Source organism: Psychrobacter sp. CX5, from assembly GCF_057621535.2.
This window is the reverse complement of the sequence record NZ_CM177735.1, coordinates 2087139-2104806: the sequence shown is the minus strand read 5'-3', so window position 1 is coordinate 2104806 and position 17668 is coordinate 2087139. Positions and strand designations below refer to the sequence as shown.

The window sequence follows — 17668 nt, the reverse complement described above, 5'->3', positions numbered from 1 at the left end:
GCGTAATTCAACTCTCTAAAATTCAACTCTCTAAAATTTATGACTTTAAAATATAGTGTTTAAAAGATAAGTTTCTAAATATAAAAGCTTAGGGCGTGTGGAACATTCGCAAATTAGCACTGCTGATAGCTAAAATCGTTCCAGACTAGGCGCAAACTGACGCTAATGTCTAGACCTTGGCTAGGTTTGTAACAACGTCTGGGGCGATTTTAGTATCAGCCCGAAGGGGCGCGACTCTTTTTTGCCAATATATGGCGAAATTTTCTAACTTAGAATGACTAAGCGTCAAAAATTTCACTGCAAATTGACTAAAAAATAGTCTCCGCCAGTGCCATGGTCGAATGTTCCACACGCCCTAAATATAACAAACTATTTTAAAATATAAAATTTAATTAAAATAAACGGCTAAAAGTAGCGGCTAAAATCATTGGTAATTGCCAATACCATAAACCCGATTAACAGTATAAACCCAATATTAAACCCAATCATTTGTAAGTGCTCAGGAACGGGCTTACCTCGAATCAGTTCAATGAGATAATAGACTAAATGTCCCCCATCTAAGACAGGAATAGGCAATAAGTTTAATACCGCCAGACTTAAGCTAATTAAAGCAGCATTAGCTAATACTTGCTCCCAACTTATCTCAAAACTTTGCTTACTGATAACGGCAATAGTCACGGGACCTGATAGGTTATCCAAGCCAACTTTACCGGTAATCATCTTGCCCATTGAGTTTAAAGTCATACTGGCTAATTGACCTGTCTTAGCAAATGCTTTACCAACGGCAGTGATAGGACTGTAGGATACCATCGTTTTGTAGTCATCAGGTACTACAATATCAACAGGGCTAACCGCTGCCCCTATTTGACCAAACTCTTGACCCAAGTTACCTTTTTTAGCTTGAGGCATAATTTTTAAGGCCACCTGTTTAAGCTGTCCAGTATCGTCTTTACGCAGTACCGTAACGTTAAGAAAGTTATCAGGATTGTTACGTATGATTCGAGTCGCCGCCAGCCAATCATCAATAGGTTGACCATCGATGGCGATAATCTTATCCCCCACCTGCATACCTTGACGAATGGCAGCACCATCCTCAGTCAACTTTCCAACGATAGGCTCAATACGAGGTTGCCATGGTAATACCCCCAAACTCGTTAAGGTATCTTGACCAGCTTGCGGGCCTTGCATAAAGTCTAAAATGGGAACATCTACCTGATTTACAGTCGTCGTCGCTGAGTCAGAAGTGGCGTCACTTTGTGCTTTAGCCAACGTAACCGAAACTGTGCCCGTCTCGCCCATTCTGTCAGCCAATCGGTAATTGACCTCTTCCCAAGTTTTGACGTCATGACCATCGACGGCAACTATTTTATCACCTATAGGTACGTGGGCGGTAGCAGCAGGAGTATCAGGTAAAACAGAGCCAATACGCGTATTTAATTGCTCACTGGGTACTAAGAACAAAACCCAAAATAAAGTAATGGCAATGACAAAGTTCATCAATGGCCCAGCAGCGACAATGGCTATTTTTTTTAATGGATGTTGGTTGTTAAACGCCAGATGTTTCTCACTGTCAGCCACCTCCCCTTCTCGCTCGTCAAGCATTTTGACATAGCCACCCAGAGGTAGTGCAGATATTCGATAATCAATACCTGATTTTTTACTGGTCCAACCCCCAAGCTTAGGTCCAAAGCCGATTGAATAGGTCAAAACTTTGACACCACATAGACGAGCGACGATATAATGACCCCATTCATGTAGGGCAACTAAAGGCCCTAGGATGGCAATAAACGCCAAAACAAAAAGCAATAATGTCATTAATTGCGACATGCCGCTACCTCATGTTCAGCGTGTTTTCGAGCTAATGTATCCATCATCAAAATATCATACAACCCGCTTATTGTATGCGTGTGAATATCAAGGTTTATAGTTTGTCCAAGCATCTTGTCCAAAACTCGCTCATTAATCAATGCTATGTCAGTTAACGAAACTTGCTCGTTTATGAATGACGCCACAGCGACTTCATTCGCCGCATTTAATACGATTGTCGCGGCTTGTCCTGACTGCATAGCCTGACGTGCCAATTTCAGACACGCAAACTTCTCTAAATCAGGCTTAAAAAACTCTAAAGCTGTCAACTCAAATAAATCTAACGATTTCACAGCAGTCGAGATACGCTTGGGGAAAGCCAGTGCATGAGCGATAGGCGTTCGCATATCAGGACTACCCATCTGGGCGAGAAAGCTGCCATCACAATATTCAACTAAAGAGTGAATGATACTTTGAGGATGAATCACCACATTGATATGAGACTCTGCAAGATCAAACAAATGACACGCTTCTATAAGCTCAAGACCTTTATTCATCATCGTTGCCGAATCGACCGATATTTTTTGTCCCATAGACCAATTTGGATGCTTAACGGCCTGCTTGACACTAGCAGTCTGCATATCTTCCAACGTTTTATGCAAAAAAGGACCGCCAGACGCTGTAAGCCACAACTTGCGCACCCCATGGTATTTATCATGAATCGCTGTATTATCTTTTTGAACCTCAGGCGGCAAACACTGAAAGATGGCATTATGTTCTGAGTCTAATGGCAATAACGTTGCGCCGCTATCCTGTACAGCCTTCATCATTAAACTACCTGCCATAACGAGCGCTTCTTTATTCGCTAATAAGATACGTTTGCCTGATTTAGCAGCTATCAATGTTGAGCTTAGACCTGCCGCTCCGACAATCGCAGCAATGACAGTATCAACCTGATCGTCTTTTGCAATATCATCTAATCCTGCCTGACCACCAACGACATCACAGTCTAGATTTGCTTGTTTTAATCGTAACGCAAACTCGTCCACCTTCGTTTCAGGCACACATACGCGGTTAGGCTTAAATTGTATACAAAGATTCAATAACTTATCTAATCGGCCATAACCTGACAAAGCATAAACGTCATAGTGCTCAGGATGATCAGCCAGTATTGAAAGTGTGCTGTCACCTATGGATCCGGTTGCCCCGAGTACAGCAATGCGTTGGGTCATATTCTACCTTTAAAACGATAAAAACAAGTTTAGATTGGTTTAAGAACCTCATGTAATAATCATATTTTGAGATTCATATACGGTCTGTTTAACATTCAAATTTCAACCAAGTATTGACTTGATTTATGCGAAAATAGCTAGGTATAGGTTGTCATTAAAATTTATAGATTTAAAAAGTCAGCCAACCTAATTGTTGTAAGGCCCAAAAACCGAAGGCAAATATAGGTGTCGCAGACAATAATGAATCAATACGGTCTAATACCCCACCATGTCCAGGTAATATTGTCCCAGAATCCTTAACCCCTGCCCTACGCTTCAGCATAGACTCGAACAAGTCTCCCAATACCGACGCCAAAATAGTAACGAGGGATAGCCCGATAAATAACAGCAACATACTGCCTGTCAAATGCAGATTAAAGAGTCCTATTCCCAGTACAACCGCCAAGCCAGTAACCAATCCGCCTATTAAACCTTCGACACTTTTATTAGGCGAGACATTGGGTGACATCTTACGTCGACCAAATTTACGACCGACAAAATAGGCGCCACTGTCAGCACACCATACGAGTAAGAAGACATACAACAGCCACCATGGAGAATGCTGCCATAAGTAGAACATAGCGCTAATCGCACTGGTTAGAATTATTATCCCCATCAGCGATAAGCGGTTACCGTACCAGTTGGTGGATGTTGGAAACTTAGTAACCCAGGTCAGCGCCATCACCCATATAACGATTGATAATCCCCACCAAACGGGCCAAGACATCGGGAATAATAGGGTCAACATGGTCAGCACAAGCACTAATGCCACAAACAACACAGGTGTCTGCCACTTTGGCATTAACTTGGTCCACTCATGTGCTGCTATGGTTACGCCAACGGCAAGTAGAGGTACTAACAAATAAGGCGTATCACTAGCAAATAGTGCGACACCGACAATAATGACCAAAATTATAGCCGTTTTTATGCGTCTCCACATACTAGGTTACCTTTTTTTGTTTAGATTATATTGATACTGCTTTTCAATTTAGATGCTGACTACTATCAAGACTACTTATATCAAGACTACTGATATTAAGACAGCTGATATTAAGACTAGGATTACTCAGGCTGTGACTCAATTTGCTCACTTGTCATGCCAAACCGCCTCTGCCGCTGTGAGAACTCAAACAACATCGCATTTAACTCAATTGGTGAGAAGTCTGGCCATAAGGTTTTTGTAAAAAACAACTCTGCATATGCCGACTGCCAGAGTAAGAAATTAGATATCCTATATTCGCCACCTGTACGAATAAGCATATCAACCTCTGGTGCATCGGCAAGCTGAACCTGATGTCCTAAAGTAGCAGAATTAATATCTTCGACCGATAACTGGCCATGTCGAACTTGATCGGCCAGTATGCGAGCCGCATTGGCAATATCCCACTGACCGCCATAACTAATAGCAATAACTAAGGTCATGGCATCATGACCCGCAGTCTTTGCTTCCGCATCCGCCATTTGCTCTTGAAGTTCGGTACTCAATTGGCTTCTATCCCCAATAAATCTCAGCCGAATATTATATTTTTGCATTCGCGGCATCTGTTCCGTAATGGTCGTCGATAGTAACCGCATTAACAGTGCCACTTCTTTTGGTGGTCGCTGCCAGTTCTCACTTGAGAAAGCAAAAACCGTGACGACCTCAATGCCCACTTCTCTACAATACTCTACTAATGGATCTAGTGCTTCTTTACCCGCTATATGACCATGCCCTTTTGGCATATTATGTGCTTTGCCATAACGATTATTGCCATCCATAATAATAGCAATATGTTTAGGGAGCACGTCGGGCACTTTAAGGTGAGCCTCGTGTGGGGGATGTTGTGGGGGATGTGGCTCAGTCATAAATATATTAATCTGATTATCTAATTGAGTTTGAGTGAGTTTTGGTAAGTATTTGCAGTTTGATGCCAATCTTTTACTGACAATTGGTATGAAGGTTAACGCTAATTACCTATCTTTGCGCACCTTCATGCCGGCTAACTATCGCTCGTTCAGTCATGCAACCATGCTATTCAGTCATGCTAAACTTATACTTCCATCAGCTCTTTTTCTTTAGCATCAAGTTTACTATCGATTGAAGCGATATATTTATCAGTCAGCTTTTGAATATCATCACCGGCACGACGCTCTTCATCTTCGCTGATTTCTTTTTCTTTGGCCAACTCTTTAATGTCATTTAGCATATCACGTCGCACATTACGGATAGAAACGCGGCTATTTTCAGCTTCAGAACGTGCCAGCTTTTGCATGTCACGGCGTGTCTCTTCAGTTAAGGCAGGCATTGGTACGCGGATTACATCTGCTGTCATTGGATTTAAGCCCAAATCCGCTTCACGAATGGCCTTATCAACTGCCTGAACCATAGAGCGTTCAAACGGCTGAACCAATAGCGTTCGTGAGTCTTCTACATTGACCGATGCCACTTGATTGAGGGGCGTATCGGCACCATAGTAGTTGACCATAACGCTTGATAACATACCGGGATGAGCACGACCAGTACGTACTTTACTAAAAGCATTTTCAAGCGCTTCTAGGGTTTTTTTCATGCGGTCTTCACCGTCTTTTTTGATCTCGTTAATCATAACTATGTCCTTTAGATCTACAATGGTTGTCACTTAGTTTAATTATCTTATGGGTCATTGATAATTAAACGACGCATAAATTGATGTCTCTGTTTATTTACGATTAAAGCTATTTAACTGGAGCTTAGTACTTAAATTTTTTATCTAAGGTTTGTATTAAAAGCTTTGTATTAAATAGCTTTAAAAGGGCTTATAAGAGTCACACATAGGGCTGATCAATGTCTAACCACTGTTTAATGAAACACTCGTGTGCCTTCATTTTCACCCATAATAACGTTTAATAATGAATTAGGCTTGTTCATATCAAATACTTGCAAAGGTACATTATGTTCACGACATAAGGCAATTGCGGTCAGATCCATCACCCCTAACTTTTGCTCAAGCACTTCATCAAAGGTTAAAGCATCATATTTTTTTGCATCGTCGTGGATACTAGGGTCTTTATCATATACGCCATCAACTTTCGTGGCTTTTAAAATCACGCCCGCTTCTATTTCAATACCGCGTAAGCACGCTGCAGTATCCGTCGTAAAGAAGGGGTTACCCGTACCGGCAACAAAGATACAAACATCACCGTTCTTAAGATAACGAATGGCATTACGGCTACTATAGCTTTCTGTCACCTCACCAATAGGCAATGCAGACATCAAGCGTGTGTTGATATTACGACGCTCCAAGGCATCTCGCATGGCCAAACCATTCATGACGGTAGCCAACATACCCATTTGATCACCCGTTACACGGCCTACTAAGCCTTCTTTTTGTAACTGACTACCGCGATATAGATTACCCCCACCGACCACGATACCTACCTGCACACCAAGACCGCATAGATGAGCGATGGCTAAGCTCATTTTATCAAGTACCGAGGTATCGATACCCATTCCTTGACCACCAGCTAAAGCTTCGCCTGATAGTTTAAGTAGAATACGTGAATACTGCGGATTTTTATCAGACATAAGACACCCTATTATTGTTTTAGTTAAATTAATTGAATGTTCATTAGACCCTAATTTAGCGTATTTCAGACCAGCCTTTTTGATTCACAGCCCTATCTTGAATGACTGATACGATAATATTTTTAGATATCATGACTATTTTTAAGTACCAATATCACCTTTATAGATTGTCTGATTAAAGTTTCTGATATGTATAGAGTTATTGCTCTATCTTTTTTAGACAGCAGACTAAACTTAGAATATACAGCACGCCATCATAAAATCCTATAAATAAGCTAAATTCGGTAAAGTTTACCAAAAAACGCTATCTGCTTATAGCTCTAATTTAATAGCTCCCTCGTATCGGTCATACTATTTAAATAGACCATTAATTATTTACGATCAATTTTACAGCTTATCAAATGCTATAAACCCATTAGCTCTGTTGAATATATAGCTGTTATTGGCTGCCTGTTATTAAAGCTTAAACGATGCAAATAAATCATAGTCACTGGCTTCATCAATGGTCACAGAGATCATATCCCCTACCTTTATGGCTAAACGACCATTATGAACGATATTATCCACATAGACATGACCATCAATTTCAGGCGCATCGGCATAACTACGGCAAATAGCGATGTGATCTTCATGATCAATCTCATCAACCAATACCATCATGGTCCTACCTACTTTTTCTTGTAGCTTTTGCTCAGATATCTGTTGCTGCACCGCCATAAATCTATCATAGCGCTGCTGCTTGATGTCCTCTGGCACATGATTAGGCAACTCGTTGGCAACCGCACCTTCTATTTCAGAATAGGTAAAGCAACCCACGCGATCTAATTTGGCCTGCTTTAACCAGTCTAAAAGATACTCAAAATCCTCTTCGGTTTCTCCTGGGAAGCCCACGACAAAAGTAGAACGTATCACGATATCTGGGTTAATCTCCCGCCACTTCTGAATACGCTCTAAGGTATTTTCGCTATGAGCAGGTCGCTTCATTGCCTTTAGAATACTAGGGCTTGCATGCTGTAAAGGTATATCCAAATAAGGCAACAACCCTCCACGGTCGCCTGGTTTCGCCATCAGCTCTACCACTTTATCCACATGAGGATACGGGTAAACATAGTGCAAACGTACCCAAATGCCTACTTTGGCCAATGCCTGACACAGATCAAAGAACTTTGACTTTAATGGCATGCCATTCCAAAAAGAGGTTTTATACTTTAAGTCTAAACCGTAAGCTGACGTATCTTGGGAGATGATAAGCAGCTCTTTAACACCGGCTTTTTTAAGAGCCATAGCTTCATTCATAACCTCATCAATAGGCCGTGATACCAAATCACCACGTAGACTTGGAATAATACAGAATGTGCAGCGATGATTGCAGCCCTCTGAAATTTTTAGATAAGCGTAGTGGCTGGGTGTCAGCTTCACGCCGGCAACATCAATCAGATCTATCTTTGGATCATAGCCTTTTTTATCGACTAAGGTTTGTGGCATTGGCGCGTGTTTTGACACCGCTGTAATAACCTCATTATAGGCGTGTGCACCTGTCACCGCCAATACAGCAGGGTGCATGTCTCTTATTTTATCCGCATCCTTGCCTAAACAGCCGGTCACAATAACTTTACCATTTTGACTAATCGCCTCACCAATGGCATCTAGAGACTCTTGCACCGCAGACTCAATAAAGCCACAGGTATTGACAACGACCAAATCAGCACCCTGATAGTCAGCCGCCACACGATAGCCATCCCGTGTCAACTCAGTAATAATGCGCTCACTATCGACCAATGCTTTTGGACACCCCAAGGACACAAACCCAACCTTTGGCGCTAAGTCTTGATTATTTAAAACCGCTGGCATGTCAGAATGATTGACGTGGCTTGCCTGTTGACCACTTTGTGCCACACTACGGTTTTGGTTGTGATTGGCTTTGTGATGATACGCTTCTGTAGCAGGTGCTTGCGAATGCCTCTGTGTATCAGTGGCACCCTCATTAACTGACGTGGATGGAGACTGAGCTGATTGTGACGGAACAAAAATATTGACTGAATCCGCAGGTTGATTACTAGGCATAGATAGATACTTTCAAATAAGAATGAATTTAAAATAGATGATAAAGGAGGACAATGATTTGATGTAAAACATTCAACTTATTGAGTTCAGAACCCTATTTATTGATTAAGGCATACCCTTAGGGTCAGGGTTGTAAAAGTGAGGGTCAGTTGAACGCTAAAATTCGAACACTTTCAATCACTGGTGCATTGTACGAATTTTATGCCCTCTATACTAGCACGAAAGCGTTATTCATATTTTTTTCATCCTGATATATTGCTCAGTTTTCGTTTGTTAGTACTATTTTGTCAGTACTATTTTGTCAGTATTAATTTGTCAGTATTAATTTTAAATAGTTAAAGTAGGATCTTCTCGTTATCGCCTTACTATTTAAATACAGTCAAAGAACTTTAAAGTAGTCACAAGGCAACCGAGTGCAAGTACTACTGGAGTAGGCTTAATGAGGCCAACACCGTGACTCTTTATAAGTTCGCTGACTATAGATAGGATTTATCCAACATCATAATTGCGACTGGTCAAAAATGAATGGTACCAAAAACTATAACACTTAATGTATTAAACATTTGCCAAACGTGATCATGTGCCCGCTAAGATTGATGCACTTAATTAGATAAATTCTTTTATTCTAGGTTAAAAAAGTTATTCATCTACCATAATAAGGCATTATTAACCTACCTATGCACCTTTTAGGTTCAAAATAATATAGTATTGCACCTATAATGAGCATATTATTTACAATGATGACAACCTATACTTCTTTTTTAGGCGTAGTGCGTCATACCTGTCTGATATTAACCTGATATAAATCTGGTATTAATCTTGCACCCTTAGTCATTAGTAACTCCTAATTTCCTAGAGTAAGCTATTACCTCATATGTTATAAGCCCTAATTCAACCTATAAACTTGATAACCTCTTTATTGACTTACTATTTATTCTCTTTAAAAGACCTACTATGAAACCGTTAAACGCTCTATCAGTCCTACAAAATCTCTATACTGGTGTGATTTGGGTAGGCAGTGACTTAAATATCCACTGGGTAAATAGTCAAACTGAGCAATTATTATCCGTTAGTAAATCTCGACTGGTATCACTCAATATTATCGATGTGTTAATGCCTAATAAAATAGAGAGTAAAACAGAAACGAAAGTAAAAAATGACCCTACGTCTTCTGCTCATGACAGTCCTCATAAAGAGCCCAGTAGTCTTACCAATCCTCAAGACCGTTGTGCCAGCAATACGGACAGTAATGCGGATAGCGATACAGACTGCAGTAAAAGCGTAGAAGACTTCCTTGAAGAAGCACGTTCAAAACTTGAAATTCAGTTTCATAATGCCAAAGAATTTCAACAGCCTTTTATCGAATATAGTCGCTTCATACATGGTGTCATTTACCCTTTATACGCTCACTATAGCGTTACTCCAGTGGAGTATGAAAACGACATTTATTTTTTAATTGAAATTTGGCAGGGTGGACGTCAAAACCGGTTGGATAAAGAACAGCGACTACAAGAACAGCATGATGTCTCGCGTGAAATGCTACGCTCTGTCGCACATGAAGTTAAAAACCCATTGGCAGGTATCCGAGGTGCAGCGCAGCTTTTAATAAAACAAACTCAAAACTCAAGCGACACGACTGACGAAACGCTTGATAGTGAGGGAACTAATCATACGGTTCGCGTTGATGCCAAAAAACTGACCACCTATGCCAATATTGTGATCAATGAGTCAGATCGCTTAACCAAACTAATAGAGCAGTTACTCGGATCAAACCAATTGCCCGACCTACATTACTTAAATATACATGAACCTCTTGAGCACGTGCTGCTATTGACCCAGACCCAATATCCTGAAGTTCGGATCACCCGCGACTATGATTTATCATTACCAGAGTTAATGGCGGATAAAAATCAATTAATTCAAGTATTTTTAAATTTAGTCAACAATGCCTGCGAAGCCATGTTAGAGCAAGACCCTAGTCTGCTCTCGCAAGACTACCACCCTCAATTAAAGCTCATCACACGAATTGAGCATCAATATACCATTGGCACCGTACATCACCGTCAAGTGATTAAAGTCAGTGTTGTGGATAATGGCGCTGGTATTTCAGATGACCTTATTGAACGCATCTTCTTTCCACTTGTGACAGGCAGAGCCAGTGGGACAGGGCTTGGATTGGCTTTAGTACAGGAAATTATACACCGTCATGAGGGGGCAATTGATGTCAGTTCTGAACCTGGCAATACCCAATTTAATGTGTATTTGCCACTTGATAACAGCCATCGTTAAATAGAGTCATAACATTTAAATATCTACCTAGCAAACTCTAGATGGTGATGTCGCCTTGCTCACTTAAACTCTCTATAGTCAGCGAACTACTAAACGGTTACGGCGTTAACCTCGTTAAGTCTACTCCCGTATTACATGCTACTTGCACTCGGTTGCCTTGTAACCATTTTAGACTTCTTTGACTATATTGTTTCAACTCACTAAAAATGGAACTCAGATAATGACAATTAAAAACAGCATATGGTTAATTGATGATGATCCAGCTCTAAGATTAATCTTAGAAGATACTTTTAGTGATGCAGGTCTTGCAGTACAAGCTTTTTCAAATGCAAAAGGGGCTTGGGCTAAGTTAAATGATATATTAAATGGACATCAAGATCGCACCACCTTACCAGAAGTCATTTTAACTGACATTCGTATGCCGATGATGGATGGACTATCCTTTAGTCAATGGATGAATAAGAACTTCCCTGAGCTTCCCGTCATTATTATGACTGCTCATTCAGATCTAAAATCTGCTGTAGACAGCTATGATACCGGCGCTTTTGAATACTTACCGAAGCCATTTGATCTCGATCATGCGGTATCCATTGTCAAAAAAGCCATTAGATCCAACCCCGTCTCTGTCACGCCGAAGGTAACTGATAAGTCCAAACCCGTATTATCCTCTTCTGAAAATGATGAACAAACCGCGGCATCTTTGACTACTGACCCCTTAAACACGCAGACATCAACTAGCGCGACAGACACTTCAAATAAGACAAAATCTACAAAATCGAGCGAAGCAACCAAATCAAGCGAAGAAACCAAGACAAACAAATCAACTTCACCGTCTCCTGCTAAAGCACCCGCGGCTAAGTCTACTGAGCGAAGCGATAGTGAATCAACATCTATCATTGGTCAATCGCCTGCGATGCAAACGGTGTTTCGAGCTATTGGTCGTCTTGCCTCCTCTCCAATAACCGTTTTGATAACTGGTGAATCAGGCACTGGCAAAGAGCTGGTAGCGGGTGCATTACATCAAAACTCTCCACGTCACAAAAAGCCATTTATAGCATTAAATATGGCTGCCATACCTCACGAGCTTATAGAGTCGGAGCTGTTTGGTCATGAAAAGGGGGCTTTTACAGGGGCAACTACCCAGCGTCAAGGCCGATTTGAGCAGGCCAATGGCGGCACCTTATTTCTAGATGAAATTGGCGATATGCCCTTTAGTACGCAAACACGCTTATTAAGAGTACTTGCCAATGGAGAATTTTTTCGAGTAGGTGGTCAGAAGCCTATCAATGTTGATGTACGCATTATTGCGGCCACCCACCAAGACCTAGAACAGCTGGTTAAAGAAGGTAAATTCCGTGAAGACTTATTTTATCGTCTAAATGTCATTCGACTTCCCCTTCCGCCCTTAAGGGCAAGACCTGATGACATACCTGAATTGGTCACCTTTTTTATGAATAAAGCCGCTATAGAAATGAATACGGAGCAGAAACGCTTGTCACCTGAGGCGCTTCATATCATGCAGGCCTTTAGTTGGCCAGGTAATGTACGCCAACTCGAAAATGCTTGTCGCTGGATTACCGTTATGGCTACTGGTGAGGTTTTAACAATAGAGGATTTACCACCAGATTTGACTGAATTTGCGGGTCAGTATTTATCTCAGTCCAAGGACCCGTCCTATCATCAAGAGCAACATTCTTTTGGTGCTCAGCATGTCAATAACCAGCATTTAAACACTCAGCATTTAAGCACTCATAATGCAAATAACCAGAATGCAAACCCTGAGCCTTTCACAGAAAGGATGTCCGATACGCGTCTGGGTAGTCATGCCGACTATCAGTCTCCTCATTCGTTACCCAATTCTGCCACGGCTGAATCTCAATCCTTTATTGGCAATACAAACCCTCGTCAGGGGCATATAGAAGCTCAAACCTTCCCCTCCTCTGTTCCATCAGGGCTAACTCAAACGCCTGGCACTCATTCTAAAACCCATCATATTGATAATTCGATGTCAGACTTTAATACTGAGGTGGCCGCCACGACATGGCAAAGTAAATTAAAGACATGGGCCAATGCTGCACTGGCACAGGGAGAAACTGAAATATTGCAATTGGCCATGCCTGAATTTGAGAAAATTCTCATAACCGTCGCTTTAGAGCACAGTAAGGGTAGAAAAGGGGAAGCTGCAGACCTATTAGGTTGGGGACGTAATACGTTAACTCGAAAAATCAAACTGCTTGAAATTGAAGACAGCTGATGTCTAATGATTTAAACAAAGGTTTTAGCCTTACCGAAACGATTGCATTTCTAATAGTTTCTTTTTAAAGGTGTCTTTGAAAGCTTAATTTGAAATCTGCAGTTAAAAAAATAAAAAAAGTTCAAAAAAAGACTTGCCAAGATATTTAAATTCTATATAATAGCCAACCACTGAGACACACTAACCCAGTGAGCATCTATAAGATGCAAAATAAATAAATGGGGCTGTGGCGGAATTGGTAGACGCACCAGATTTAGGTTCTGGCGCCGAAAGGTGTGAGAGTTCGAGTCTCTCCAGCCCCACCATTTTATCCGGTTAGTTACACTCATATCAAATTAGTTATGCTCATATCAAATATTAAAACCCGCTTATAGCGGGTTTTTTATGGCCTAGCGTTTTGTTTTTTAGTGATATGAATGATCACACTTTAAGTAATTAAGACTGGTAAACTAGACTATATATCATCACATTCTAAACCTATAAATCTTAAACAATCAGACCCTGCTCTTCTAAGTTCTTAAATATCTTGTATTCAACCTCAGTCGCATCACTTTCGTTATCGAAATGAAATTCGATAGGTTCATTTTGGCTGATAAAGTAAAACTTGATGACTGATCCCTGACGCGAGATTCTACTGACATCTTTTAAATTAATCGTATCATTTTTTATCACAACAAACATGGTTAATCCTTATTAGCAGTAGTGGCAGTAGTAGCATTGGTAGTATGGGCAATCGTATCGCCTTTAGTTTAAAATTTATTTTGTATGAAATGTAGCGCATCCATCATATCATCACTTGTTTTATATCGATACTCAAGTTTTTTTGCTAATAGTTTATCTAGCAATGACTGTGCAAACTGCCATTCATTGGGCAGTAAAGGCACGGGCGCTTGACAGTGCAGTTGTACCCATCGACTTATCTGTTGTCCCGTCTGCGTTTGGGAGGTTTTCTGAGTATGACCTTGTCTAGTTTTGAGTCTGGTTTCAAGCTCAAACGGTTTATTACCCGTTAATACCTCGTACATAACGACGCCAAGCGCATAAAGATCACTTTGTATGCTGATTGGGCACCCTTGCCAGCACTCTGGCGCGATATAAGCAGGCGTTCCTCTAATGCTATCAAGATGGGCTGAACTCATACTGTCGGAGGTGTTTGACACTAATGGCTGAGTGAGGTTCATGTTTTGGGCATAGTCCAGATCACTTATAATAATGTTGGGTGCTAAAGTGTCTGTTTTATCTTTGTCAGTGTTATTCAAATAATCAGATAACGCCTCTGAGGCTAACTCAGCTCGGCTGTCTATTAAAAAGTTACTCGGTTTAATATCCCCATGAATCCAGCCTGCTTGATGCAACGAAGCAATTGAAGATACCATGCTATAAAAAAGTTGCCATTTTTGCTGATTAGACAGCAAGTGAGTATGCAAATAGTCTTTTACACTCCCCTGCTGAAAATGAGGCATCACAAAGCCATCAAGCTGCCATAGCTCTGACTCGATAGTTAGCGGTATATCTTTCAATGTATCGAGGATAGAAACAATAGGAAGTCCATATTCAGCTTTTTTAAAATTAAAACTTTGTTTAACCTTTATACATCTCTCTAGGTCTAGACCTTGATGGGCAGCACTTGCAAAGTCTGAGTGGATTTGAGTTAAGTTAGCTATCTCACGCTTTATGGGTGTTGTCATCATATTTGAGTGAGATTCTAATTGAGAGTGCGATTGAGATTGTAATTGAGAGTGCGATTGAAAACGTGATATAAGTGACGGTTGCTGCAGTTGCCATTTAATCATCACAGGCTTATTTTGATAATTTGCGACCGTCAAACCTTGGTAAAAGGGATTTCCTTGATTGATTTCTGCACTCATTCTTTTATGACTGATATCACGATATTGTTTTCGCTCAAGCAGTTGGGTGATACTATTGAGCCGTAGTATTTCAGTTGTTGAGCTTGAGAATGGGCGTATTTTTGAAGTCAACATGGCTGCTTTCTTAACCTTATTTGTGCTTGCAATAACAATACGTTACTGGCACTATTTTTAATCAAATAAATTAGGGCCTGTATAATAAACAGCAAAGCACCAATAATAGAGTCTTGAATCACTATGACAAATTCTGTGAAAACTTTCACCCTCGATGATACCCTTACCAGCTTGCTTACTAAGTACCTAAAACAACAGATTACCCCGCCACTTACTATTGACCCCGATCAATTGGCCTATCGCTGGGTAGGTGGTGTCAATGGATCTCTCAAAGCGATTAATATCAACTCAGCGTTGGCATTGGACGACTTACTAGGCATCGATGCTCAAAAAGCCAAAATTATTCAAAATACTCGTCAGTTTTTGGCAGGATATCCTGCCAATCATGTACTCATGACAGGCACTCGTGGTGCTGGCAAGTCTTCACTAATTCGAGCGTTGTTAAATGAATTTAAAGAGGACGGGCTGCGCATGATAGAGGTATCGCGGGATGACCTACAGATGCTCGATAAAATCAGAGAGGCGATTAGTCAGCTACCTGACACTACCCCATGTCGCTATATTGTCTATTGTGACGATCTCGCATTCAATGGGCAAGATGAAAACTATCGCACCCTCAAAAGTGTGTTAGATGGGGCGCTGGATTCAGAGCAAGACAAATTGCTGGTCTATGCTACTAGTAACCGCCGTCATTTATTGCCGCAGCTTATGAAAGACAATGTCAATATTTACGATGGTCAAACCGATGAAGTGAACCCTTATGAGACAATAGATGAAACGGTATCCTTATCAGATCGATTTGGTCTATGGTTGTCGTTTTACCCTATGAATCAAGACACTTACTTACAGATCGTTGCCCATTATCTACAAGCGGATGGTATTGAATGGACAGATGATACCAGACAGCAAGCATTACTATGGTCGTCTAGCCGTGGTGGTCGTTCAGGACGTGTGGCCTATCAATTTGCCAGACACTGGGTGGGGCAACAGTTATTAAACAGCGGTAAATAGAACAGCTTTAATTCACACAACAATAGACTGCTCGAATATCTCTACTAATTTAGGAGTATCTGTCTGATTTCTATTTCGAATGCTGAATGCCATAGCTAAGCTCAATTTTTATCAATAGGTTTAACGCCGTCTGTACTCACTTCAAACTGTGCAAAGTCTCTTGCCAGCCATAATCTGCCTTGATAATATTGCTCAGCCTCTACTCGAATGTCTGCCATATTCGGCGTTTCACTATCGGGGTCATCATAACTTTGATAACGGGCACTAAAGTGAGTCAAAATAAGGCTGGGTATGTTTGCCGAGTCGGCAAAGCTGGCTATTCGTTGTGCAGTCGTGTGCATCGGGTCAAATGCGTCAGGCCGCATCATAATTTTATCTGCGACTGGCTGCGTATAGGTCGCCTCATGTACCAACACATCAGCCTCTTGTACCGCTTGCGTCAATAGCTCAGGTGTCTCATTATCCCCCGCCACTACGATTTTGAGTTGTTTAGTCAGGCGCTGCGTATAGTCTCTTGACTCCAGCTGTCTGCCATCCTCTAATACCACATCTTGCCCAGCTTGTAGCTGTCCCCATGCTGATGAGGGGGCAATACCTTCAGAATTGAGTCTATCAATATCTAGTTTCAATGTTTGCACAGTTTGAGTCAAACTAAACGCGTAAGAGGGCACACGATGGGACAGCTTAGTGACGGCGATAGTCAGTTTATGAGTCGTTGATATGTTGATGAGTACGGACTCAGAAGTCGAATTAGAATTATTATTTGTGGTATCAGGGCCTTCATTTGATTGTGATAAAACATTTGGATCTGAATTAAATTGAGAATCCTTAAAGACCTCTGACTCTACTTTCGCCTCAGCTTTTGTCTCTAGATTCGACTCTACTGTCGTCTCTAATTGGGACTTTAAGCCAAATAAATGTTCGATAGGGATAAATTCAATCTTATAAGGTAAGTATAGCTCTGTGGTTAACTGCACAGCGTCGATAAACTGCTCTATTGCTTGAGGTGCAATAATCGTTAAAGGCTGTTTGCGTCCTGACATCGCCATACTAGCCAGCAATCCTGGTAGTCCATAACAATGATCACCATGTACATGGGTAATGCAAATGGCGAGCAATTGATTACTGCTGATGTTGGTATGTAACAACTGATGTTGAGTGGCTTCCCCGCAGTCTATCAGCACCCAGGGTCTTTTCGGTGAGTTATGAGCGTTGACGTCTTTATTGCTAAAGGGATTAAGAATCTCAACCGCCAATGCCGTCACATTGCGATGTTTGGTAGGAATGCCGGCGGAAGTACCTAAAAAAGTAAGATGTAGCATAGGGGTTGAGTTCTTATAAAATTTGAATTTATAAATAGAAAAACCCTATGTTAGCAAATTAACATAGGGTTTTTAAAAGTGCTTTTCATCTTTTAAATTAAAAGAGCAACTATGTAAGATGAAAT

13 protein-coding genes and 1 tRNA gene are annotated in these 17668 nt (G+C 41.0%); 4 read left to right on the top strand and 10 right to left on the bottom strand.

Going from position 1 to position 17668, the window contains the following annotated elements; translation table 11 throughout:
• Window positions 1-405: 405 nt before the first annotated feature.
• The 7 genes from rseP to rimO form a co-directional block, all read right to left on the bottom strand.
• Entirely contained in the window at window positions 406-1815 is a 1410-nt protein-coding gene (rseP, locus tag AC21OG_RS08225) for an RIP metalloprotease RseP (protein ID WP_487377724.1), read from the bottom strand.
• On the bottom strand, window positions 1815-3038 hold the full coding sequence (dxr, locus tag AC21OG_RS08220; protein ID WP_487377678.1) for a 1-deoxy-D-xylulose-5-phosphate reductoisomerase: 1224 nt from the start codon (window positions 3036-3038) through the stop codon (window positions 1815-1817). The genes rseP and dxr overlap by 1 nt, the downstream gene beginning before the upstream one ends.
• A 169-nt stretch (window positions 3039-3207) precedes the next feature.
• Window positions 3208-4017 carry a phosphatidate cytidylyltransferase gene (locus AC21OG_RS08215; RefSeq protein WP_487377679.1) on the bottom strand — a complete coding sequence of 270 codons (810 nt, stop codon included), beginning with the start codon at window positions 4015-4017 and terminating at the stop codon, window positions 3208-3210.
• 122 nt (window positions 4018-4139) lie between these two features.
• Window positions 4140-4835, bottom strand: coding sequence for a polyprenyl diphosphate synthase (gene uppS, locus AC21OG_RS08210; RefSeq protein ID WP_491185080.1), 696 nt, complete (start codon window positions 4833-4835; stop codon window positions 4140-4142).
• A 272-nt stretch (window positions 4836-5107) separates the two neighbouring features.
• Complete coding sequence (gene frr, locus AC21OG_RS08205) at window positions 5108-5662, bottom strand: ribosome recycling factor (protein ID WP_486547453.1); 555 nt, start codon at window positions 5660-5662, stop codon at window positions 5108-5110.
• Between the two features lie 233 nt (window positions 5663-5895).
• On the bottom strand, window positions 5896-6621 hold the full coding sequence (gene pyrH, locus AC21OG_RS08200; RefSeq protein WP_486547454.1) for a UMP kinase: 726 nt from the start codon (window positions 6619-6621) through the stop codon (window positions 5896-5898).
• Window positions 6622-7077: 456 nt separating this feature from the next.
• Entirely contained in the window at window positions 7078-8685 is a 1608-nt protein-coding gene (rimO, locus tag AC21OG_RS08195) for a 30S ribosomal protein S12 methylthiotransferase RimO (protein WP_487377681.1), read from the bottom strand.
• 954 nt (window positions 8686-9639) lie between these two features.
• Between rimO and AC21OG_RS08190 the strand changes: the two genes are divergently transcribed.
• From AC21OG_RS08190 to AC21OG_RS08180, 3 genes are all read left to right on the top strand, one after another.
• A complete protein-coding gene (locus AC21OG_RS08190; RefSeq protein ID WP_487377682.1) occupies window positions 9640-10974 on the top strand; it encodes a two-component system sensor histidine kinase NtrB in 1335 nt (444 codons plus the stop codon).
• 220 nt (window positions 10975-11194) lie between these two features.
• A complete protein-coding gene (locus tag AC21OG_RS08185) occupies window positions 11195-13228 on the top strand; it encodes a sigma 54-interacting transcriptional regulator (protein ID WP_487377683.1) in 2034 nt (677 codons plus the stop codon).
• 220 nt (window positions 13229-13448) lie between these two features.
• Window positions 13449-13533, top strand: a tRNA-Leu gene (locus AC21OG_RS08180).
• Window positions 13534-13714: 181 nt separating this feature from the next.
• Here the strand turns inward: AC21OG_RS08180 and AC21OG_RS08175 are convergent.
• Both AC21OG_RS08175 and AC21OG_RS08170 read right to left on the bottom strand, forming a co-directional pair.
• Window positions 13715-13909, bottom strand: a complete 195-nt coding sequence (locus AC21OG_RS08175) for a hypothetical protein (protein ID WP_487377684.1) — start codon at window positions 13907-13909, stop codon at window positions 13715-13717.
• A gap of 68 nt (window positions 13910-13977) precedes the next feature.
• A complete protein-coding gene (locus AC21OG_RS08170) occupies window positions 13978-15210 on the bottom strand; it encodes a protein kinase domain-containing protein (RefSeq protein WP_487377685.1) in 1233 nt (410 codons plus the stop codon).
• A 123-nt stretch (window positions 15211-15333) separates the two neighbouring features.
• On the opposite strand from AC21OG_RS08170, the gene AC21OG_RS08165 reads away from it, so the two are divergent.
• On the top strand, window positions 15334-16221 hold the full coding sequence (locus AC21OG_RS08165; RefSeq protein ID WP_487377686.1) for an ATP-binding protein: 888 nt from the start codon (window positions 15334-15336) through the stop codon (window positions 16219-16221).
• A gap of 101 nt (window positions 16222-16322) precedes the next feature.
• On the opposite strand, the gene AC21OG_RS08160 is transcribed toward AC21OG_RS08165, so the two are convergent.
• On the bottom strand, window positions 16323-17543 hold the full coding sequence (locus AC21OG_RS08160; protein ID WP_487377687.1) for a ribonuclease Z: 1221 nt from the start codon (window positions 17541-17543) through the stop codon (window positions 16323-16325).
• Window positions 17544-17668: the final 125 nt, after the last annotated feature.

Coding starts and splice junctions, on each gene's coding strand:
- rseP (WP_487377724.1), bottom strand. CDS start 1,815: ATGACATTATTGCTTTTTGTTTTGGCGTTTATTGCCATCCTAGGGCCT.
- dxr (WP_487377678.1), bottom strand. CDS start 3,038: ATGACCCAACGCATTGCTGTACTCGGGGCAACCGGATCCATAGGTGAC.
- AC21OG_RS08215 (WP_487377679.1), bottom strand. CDS start 4,017: ATGTGGAGACGCATAAAAACGGCTATAATTTTGGTCATTATTGTCGGT.
- uppS (WP_491185080.1), bottom strand. CDS start 4,835: ATGGATGGCAATAATCGTTATGGCAAAGCACATAATATGCCAAAAGGG.
- frr (WP_486547453.1), bottom strand. CDS start 5,662: ATGATTAACGAGATCAAAAAAGACGGTGAAGACCGCATGAAAAAAACC.
- pyrH (WP_486547454.1), bottom strand. CDS start 6,621: ATGTCTGATAAAAATCCGCAGTATTCACGTATTCTACTTAAACTATCA.
- rimO (WP_487377681.1), bottom strand. CDS start 8,685: ATGCCTAGTAATCAACCTGCGGATTCAGTCAATATTTTTGTTCCGTCA.
- AC21OG_RS08190 (WP_487377682.1), top strand. CDS start 9,640: ATGAAACCGTTAAACGCTCTATCAGTCCTACAAAATCTCTATACTGGT.
- AC21OG_RS08185 (WP_487377683.1), top strand. CDS start 11,195: ATGACAATTAAAAACAGCATATGGTTAATTGATGATGATCCAGCTCTA.
- AC21OG_RS08175 (WP_487377684.1), bottom strand. CDS start 13,909: ATGTTTGTTGTGATAAAAAATGATACGATTAATTTAAAAGATGTCAGT.
- AC21OG_RS08170 (WP_487377685.1), bottom strand. CDS start 15,210: ATGTTGACTTCAAAAATACGCCCATTCTCAAGCTCAACAACTGAAATA.
- AC21OG_RS08165 (WP_487377686.1), top strand. CDS start 15,334: ATGACAAATTCTGTGAAAACTTTCACCCTCGATGATACCCTTACCAGC.
- AC21OG_RS08160 (WP_487377687.1), bottom strand. CDS start 17,543: ATGCTACATCTTACTTTTTTAGGTACTTCCGCCGGCATTCCTACCAAA.